6 protein-coding genes and 2 pseudogenes are annotated in these 6,093 nt (G+C 66.2%); 3 read left to right on the forward strand and 5 right to left on the reverse strand.

Features of this window, described 5'->3' with window-relative positions:
- Window positions 1–153: 153 nt before the first annotated feature.
- Window positions 154–609, forward strand: a complete 456-nt coding sequence (locus AC30NL_RS20335) for a DUF3761 domain-containing protein (protein WP_489465802.1) — start codon at window positions 154–156, stop codon at window positions 607–609.
- Window positions 610–943: 334 nt separating this feature from the next.
- On the opposite strand, the gene AC30NL_RS20340 is transcribed toward AC30NL_RS20335, so the two are convergent.
- The 4 genes from AC30NL_RS20340 to AC30NL_RS20355 form a co-directional block, all read right to left on the reverse strand.
- The gene (locus AC30NL_RS20340) at window positions 944–1,249 is read right to left on the reverse strand and encodes a YHS domain-containing (seleno)protein (protein WP_489465803.1); all 306 of its coding nucleotides are present in this window, start codon (window positions 1,247–1,249) and stop codon (window positions 944–946) included.
- A 968-nt stretch (window positions 1,250–2,217) separates the two neighbouring features.
- A complete protein-coding gene (locus tag AC30NL_RS20345) occupies window positions 2,218–2,973 on the reverse strand; it encodes an NAD-dependent epimerase/dehydratase family protein (protein ID WP_489465804.1) in 756 nt (251 codons plus the stop codon).
- A complete protein-coding gene (locus AC30NL_RS20350) occupies window positions 2,970–3,611 on the reverse strand; it encodes an FMN-dependent NADH-azoreductase (protein WP_489465805.1) in 642 nt (213 codons plus the stop codon). Before AC30NL_RS20350 ends, AC30NL_RS20345 begins: the two co-directional genes overlap by 4 nt.
- Window positions 3,608–4,048, reverse strand: coding sequence for a GNAT family N-acetyltransferase (locus AC30NL_RS20355; RefSeq protein WP_489465806.1), 441 nt, complete (start codon window positions 4,046–4,048; stop codon window positions 3,608–3,610). The genes AC30NL_RS20350 and AC30NL_RS20355 overlap by 4 nt, the downstream gene beginning before the upstream one ends.
- A gap of 89 nt (window positions 4,049–4,137) precedes the next feature.
- Here AC30NL_RS20355 and pdxR point away from each other — a divergent pair, with 89 nt between their 5' ends.
- Both pdxR and AC30NL_RS20365 read left to right on the forward strand, forming a co-directional pair.
- Window positions 4,138–5,505 (forward strand): MocR-like pyridoxine biosynthesis transcription factor PdxR, encoded by a 1,368-nt coding sequence (gene pdxR, locus AC30NL_RS20360; protein ID WP_489465807.1) that lies wholly within the window; start codon window positions 4,138–4,140, stop codon window positions 5,503–5,505.
- A gap of 20 nt (window positions 5,506–5,525) precedes the next feature.
- A pseudogene (locus tag AC30NL_RS20365) lies at window positions 5,526–5,771 on the forward strand (metallophosphoesterase); the annotation flags it as partial.
- Between the two features lie 116 nt (window positions 5,772–5,887).
- Here AC30NL_RS20365 and AC30NL_RS20370 read toward each other — a convergent pair.
- Window positions 5,888–6,093: pseudogene (locus AC30NL_RS20370) on the reverse strand (class I SAM-dependent methyltransferase); the annotation flags it as partial.

Below are 6,093 nucleotides of genomic sequence, written 5' to 3' on the forward strand. Positions count from 1 at the left end.
AGCGGGTTCTATGCCGAACACCCCGGTCTGATCAAGACGCTGGGCGGCGCGGCTCTCAGCATCGCATTGGCCAAGATGGCGGAGAGCCACCAAGGCTAGACGGCTAGACCGCGTCGACACAACTCGAAGTCACTCAAACCACTTGAGCATTCAATGAGACTTTCCCTCGCATTCGCCACTGCCCTCGTAGCCTCGAGCACGGTGTTCGCTCAGGCACCAGCGGCTGCACCGACCGGGTCGACAGGAATGTGCAAGGACGGTTCCTACACCACGAACGATACTAAGAAGGGCGCCTGTGCGGGTCACAAGGGCGTGAAGGAATGGTTCGGTGCGAGCGGATCTGGAGCGCCGATGAAGACCGCCGCGTCAGCGTCCGCTGCCGACGCGGCAAAGACAACACCTACCGCCACGAAGACTGCAGCCTCGGCACCTTCGACGGCGCCAGCCGCTGGCGGCGGTCCTGGACAGGTCTGGGTCAACACCAGCTCGAAGGTCTATCACTGTGCCGGCACCAAGTACTACGGCAAGACGAAGCAAGGCGAATACATGACCGAAGCAGCAGCCAAGGCGGCCGGGGTGCATGCCGATCACGGAAAGGCGTGCTCCTGAGAACGACCTGAGTGAACCGGGGTGCCGTCGGTCGCTATTGATGGCATCTGCGCCGCTCGGGATGCTCAGCCAATGCGGGCGATCACGTAGGCCTCAGCGGTCGGGCGATAGCGAGCGCCCCTGCGGCCGCGACAAACTCACTGCCGCTGGAAAGGACCGCGCTGCAAACACAAATCGCTGTCGCAGCAACTCGACACCGGGAGGCAGCGTCGCTGCAAATCTGTCAGTCCATGAAGGAAGCTTCCGTGACGCCTGTCGACCACGTCTTTGTTCTGATGCTCGAGAACCGATCGTTCGATCATTTCTTTGGTCTTTCTGGACTTCCGTCGGACCCTCAACCTACCGATGCGGAGTTCAGCAGCGGCGCGACGCCCATCGCGCAGTAGCCGCCGAACTGTGGCAGATAGCGGTCGGGGTTGGCGCCGAACGCAGTCTTGTTCTGCGCGCTGCTGAACTGATAGCGCATGCCGTCGAAGTCAGTGCGGAAATCCGCCGAGCCGGGCTGTGCCTTGCTGCCGGTGAAATACGCCACGACGTCGTAGCCCTTGAGGGCAACGCGGGGCGCGTCGGTGGCCTGGGCGTTTACGAGCGTCGAGGCCAGTGCCAGCAGACAGGCGCGCGATCGTGGTGCGCGCTGCATTCATGGAACGACCTCCCGAACGAAGAGCAGTGTTCAGATGCTACTCCTCATGGCTCGACGATCGCGGGCCGCAACTGCACCTCGGTGCCGATGTCATGACAAAACCGATCGAAGGCCGCTTTCCGCCATTGAAACCGAGTTGCCGTCCGACGACTCAGGGTCGACAGCGTCAGTATGCGGCCTTCGGTTGCAGTCGTTGGGCGGCGAACGCAGAGGGCAAGTGGTTGTCCTCTGCTCGACGACTGGTGAACGTCAAGTTTCTGAATAGACCGGCCTTCCGCTCTTGGAAACGCTGGCTGGCAGCTATGTGCAACCGCCGACACTCGACAGGCCATACTCGAATGTCAGCAACCAGTCTTCTTGGACTGACACTCTCCAGCCGGACCCGTTGAGGCCCGCACCATGCGCAAACAGGTGATCTCCGACGGCGCGCCGAAACGTTTGGGCGGTCCACAGTAGCCGGGTTGCGCTGACAGCTGACCTTGGCCGGCCGGGTGTCCCACGCGACAAGAGTCAGCTTCCTGACGCGGCCGGTCCTCACCTTGTCGGCCATCAACAGTCCTTCTGTGAACCCCGGCGAGCGACAGCTCGAGACTCTCTGCATCATGCGGATATGCGCATGACGCTGCGGAGCGGTCACTGGCTTGGGATCTTTGACTTTCCGTTTTGGGTTGCCATGGAAAGCTCTCCATAGCGACCCGTTGATGACTTCGCAGTCCTCAACAGCTCGATGAGAAGCGTTCTTAGCTTAGCTTTAGCCATCAGGCATTGTGCTGACGGTGGCCGATCAACGAAGGCTCTGCGATCACCGCGATGAATCAGTCTGCCTGGCGCGATGCCAACATTCGACTCAGTGCTGCACGCAGCGACTCGCAGCAGACGGTGCGCATGCACCTCGTCCGAACTCCTTCCATCGTCAGCCATTCGGTGCACGGCTCGGAGTTGGGTCGTGCTCAGTCGCAGCCTCTTCAAGGCGAGCAAAGCGCGGTCCGTTCCGGCAATCGAAAGCCAGGTGCCCATCCGAGCACTTGCCCTGCCTTCTCGCCGGCGAGCAGTGGACAAGGCTCGCTCACGTTGAACGCGCCCGTGGCCCCAGGCCGCCCCATCGCAAGGAGCGTGGCGTACGCGGCGTCGTGCACATGCAGAGGCATCTCGGCCGGAGGGTCGACCGCCCACGTGCCCGGGCCATAAAGCCGACCGTAGCGCAGCACGGTGCCGGCAAGTCCGCGCGTGTCGAGCACGAGTGACTCCAGCACGCGCACGGCCTCAACGCTGACGGCGCGTTCCTCCGTGGCCGCGGTGTCCAGCGGGTCGTCCTCCATGTGCGGCAGCGGCCCGTCGGCGTAGGCCCAGGTGATGCTCTGCGCCACCATGCGGCGGCACCCCGCCGCGAGGGTGGCGGCGACGAGGTTGCGTGTACCCACCTTGCGCAACAGTGCGTTGCGACCGATCGCGGCGCTCATCGCCTCGGGTGTGCGGACCGCGGGCAGGTCGGTGAGCTGGTGCACGACCACGTCGGGCCGCGCAGCCGCGAGCGCCGCGCACAGTGCGGACGCATCCAAGACGTCGACAAGGAACGGCTCGACACCGGCCTGACGCAGCGCCGCAGCGCGGTCTGTGCGCCGCGTGCTGCCCTGTACGCACCAGCCGGCCTCGACAAGCAACCGCACCAGCGGTGCGCCGATGGCGCCCGTCGCGCCAGCAACGAAGACAGAGCGTGTCATGCCGACACCTCCGGCAAGTTCGCCGCGATCCACTCGCGCGTGAAGCGCGCGGCCGCGGTCAGCGGGTCGGCGTGGGCTGTTGCGCGTTCGAATGCAACGAAGCGGACATCTGTGATGCCGATCGCCCTCAATACCGCGGCGAGGTAAGGCCGAAAGAAGTCTGGTTGCTGCGCTTGGTCTTCAAAGATCGAGCCGCCAGCCGAAACGGCCACGAGCGTGGGCCGGTCGCGCAGGAGGCCAACCTTGCCTTGCGGCGTGGTACGGAAGCTCGCACCGCGGCGTACGACATGGTCGATCCAGGCTTTTAGCACGACGGGAACGGTGTAGTTGTGCATGGGCGAGGTGATAAGCAGAAGGTCGGTTTGCTCCAGCTCGGCGATGAGTTCGTCGGACAGCGCGCAGGATGCGCGCTCGCGCGCACCGAGGCGCTCGGGCGGCGTCACGAGCGCCTGCGCGAAGTCGGCCGATACCGCGGGCAGTGGCAATGCGGCGAGGTCACGTGCGCGCAACTCGATCTGCAGGTCGCATTCGGCGAGCGCCGCCGTGAGCAGCCGTCCCATTTGCCGGCTGACAGAAGCCTCGCCACGTGCGCTGCACTCGAGTGCGAGGAGCACGGGGGTGCGTGCGGCCACCGTCATGCGAGCACTTTCGTGAAATGCAGCCCAGTCGCCAGCAGGCCGCAGCGGAAGTAGAAGCGCTGCGCGCGGCTGTTGGCCAAGCCCGTGTCGAGCACCAGCTTGCTGGCGCCACCCGCGCGCGCGAAGCGCTCCAATTCGGCCAGCAGCCGCTCGCCTGAGCGCCCACCTCGCGAGGCCTCGGTGGTGACGAGATCGTCGATGTAGATGAAGCGGCCGTGGATCAGGTTGTCCAGCCAGCGGTAGCTCGCAAGCGCACAAGGTGTGCCGCCCTGCCACTCGGCCAACAACCGCCAGCCCTGGCCGTGCTGCATGCGCACGCGTTCGATGAACGATTCGGTGCTGTCCAGCTGCGGCCGCAGCTCGCGCATCACGGGAATGCAGGCGAGCAGCTCGGCCTCGGTCTCTGCATGGCGCAAGGTTCGGTCCGGGGTGGTCATGTCAGGCTGTATCGGTGATGGTAATGCCATCAGTTTCGCTCTCGGATGGCACAATCACCAGGGCCATTTTCTTATAAATTGACTAGGCCATGACAGTGCCGCTGTACCAGCAGATCTACGAGCGCGTGAAGCGCCAGATTGCCGATGGCACGCTCGCGCCTGGCCAGCGCATGCCCTCGCTGAGAGCGCTAGCAAGCGAGCTCGGCATCGCACGCGGCACGGCCGAGGCGGCCTATGACCGCTTGGTGGGCGAGGGATGGCTGGTGGCACGCGGGCCAGCGGGTACCTTTGTCGCCTACGGCACGCACGTGGCCCTGCGCGACGCGGCGGCGTCCTGCAGGGGCGTCACGCCGACGCTGCCCGCGCATCCCCGCCTGCTACGCCTGGGCCTGCCCGCGCTCGACGCCTTTCCCCGCAAGCTGTGGGCGCGGCTCGTGGCCCGTCAGGCGCGCGCTGCCGGCTCGTTCGACCCTCCCGAGCCCGCCGGCCATCCGCCGCTGCGCACCGCCATCGCGGCCTACTTGGAGCGTTCGCGTGATGTGGCCTGCACCGCCCGGCAGGTATTCGTGGTCCCGGCCTATGCGGCTGCGCTCGGGCTGGTAACCGAAGTCGCGCTGCGCCCGGGTGACGCAGCGTGGATCGAGTCACCCGGCTTCCCGTTGACGGCGCAGGTGCTCGCGCGTGTCGGCGCCCGCGTCGTGCCGGTGCCAGTGGACGAGGACGGCCTGGTCGTCGCCGAGGGCGTTCGGCGCGCGCGGCGAGCCAGGCTCGCCGTCGTCACACCGTCGCACCAGAGTCCGCTCGGCGTGGCCCTCGGGCTGGCGCGCAGAGCTGCGCTGCTGGCCTGGGCGCGAACGGCCGACGCCCACATCGTGGAAGACGACTACGACGGCGAATACCGCTACGGCGGTCACCCGCTGCCGGCGCTGCAGAGCCTGGACACCGAGGGCCGTGTGATCTACCTCGGCACGTTCAGCAAGGTGCTGTTCCCCGGGTTGCGACTCGCCTATGCGGTTGTGCCCGAGGCGAAGGTCGAGGCCTTTGAGGCCGCGAGCGCACGCAGTCTGCACGCGGGCTGCCCGGAGCTGTACCAGGCCGTAGTCGCAGACTTCCTCCAGCAGGGCCACTTCGCCCGCCACGTGAAGAAGATGCGCACGCTCTACGCATGCCGTCGCGAACAACTCACGCGGGCGCTGGCCGTGCTTGAGCCCGAGGGGCTGACGGTCGAGCAGCGTCAGGGAGGCATGCACCTGGTGATCCGATCGACGCGTGCTGAGCCCGACGCCGAACTCGCCCGCCGCGCTCAGGCTGCGGGATTCGCGGTGCAGGCCTTGTCGGTGTGGGCCCCGGACGGTCAGGGACCGCAGGGCCTGCTCGCAGGCTTCACGAACGTCGCGACCGAAGCCGAGGCTCGGCACCTTGCGCAGCGGCTGCGCAAGGCGATAGTGTCGAAGTAGCGCGCGTCGGCAGAGGTCGCCATCGCAGCGATCCCCAGGCCTCGATTCATGGCGCGCCGATCGGCGCGGCCCTGAGGCTGCTGCTCGCGCACCAGCCGCGCAGTGCGATGGCGGCCATCGGATTGGGCTTCCACCTTCAACTCTCGGGCCATACCCATGGCGGCCAGTTCTGGCCCTGGAACCTCTTCGTGCGGCTGCAGCCGCCGTTCACCGCGGGCCTGCCTCGCTTGCACGACCTCTGGGTCTATACCAGCCGTGGAACCGGGGAACTCGCTGCCGGGCATCGCCAGCTGTAGCCGGCCGCGACACGGGCGTTTGGCCTGCCACCGTCCGCCGACATTCACTGCCGCGACGCAGTTGGGCCTGAATACCCTGCGTGGCCTCAGCCGCCGGTAGCGCCGGGCTTGAGGAACTTCAGGATGAACTCATCTTTCGGCATGGGGGGCTCGGGCGTCTCCTTGTCGCGCGGATCGGCTGGGTTGCGCAAGAAAGAACCCGAGGCCAGCAGCTTGAATCCAGCGGCTTCGACTTCACTGCGTAGAAACGCTTCTTCGATGCGGTGCAGCGTGGTCGACTCCGAGATGCCGG

Origin of the sequence: Rhizobacter sp., from assembly GCA_021153565.1 — a bacterium.
Classification (GTDB): Bacteria; Pseudomonadota; Gammaproteobacteria; order Burkholderiales; family Burkholderiaceae_C; genus Albitalea.

What these genes read in the sequence shown, in the direction of transcription:
- AC30NL_RS20335 (WP_489465802.1), top strand. Translation starts at nt 154, where the DNA reads ATGAGACTTTCCCTCGCATTCGCCACTGCCCTCGTAGCCTCGAGCACG.
- AC30NL_RS20340 (WP_489465803.1), bottom strand. Translation starts at nt 1,249, where the DNA reads ATGCAGCGCGCACCACGATCGCGCGCCTGTCTGCTGGCACTGGCCTCG.
- AC30NL_RS20345 (WP_489465804.1), bottom strand. Translation starts at nt 2,973, where the DNA reads ATGACACGCTCTGTCTTCGTTGCTGGCGCGACGGGCGCCATCGGCGCA.
- AC30NL_RS20350 (WP_489465805.1), bottom strand. Translation starts at nt 3,611, where the DNA reads ATGACGGTGGCCGCACGCACCCCCGTGCTCCTCGCACTCGAGTGCAGC.
- AC30NL_RS20355 (WP_489465806.1), bottom strand. Translation starts at nt 4,048, where the DNA reads ATGACCACCCCGGACCGAACCTTGCGCCATGCAGAGACCGAGGCCGAG.
- pdxR (WP_489465807.1), top strand. Translation starts at nt 4,138, where the DNA reads ATGACAGTGCCGCTGTACCAGCAGATCTACGAGCGCGTGAAGCGCCAG.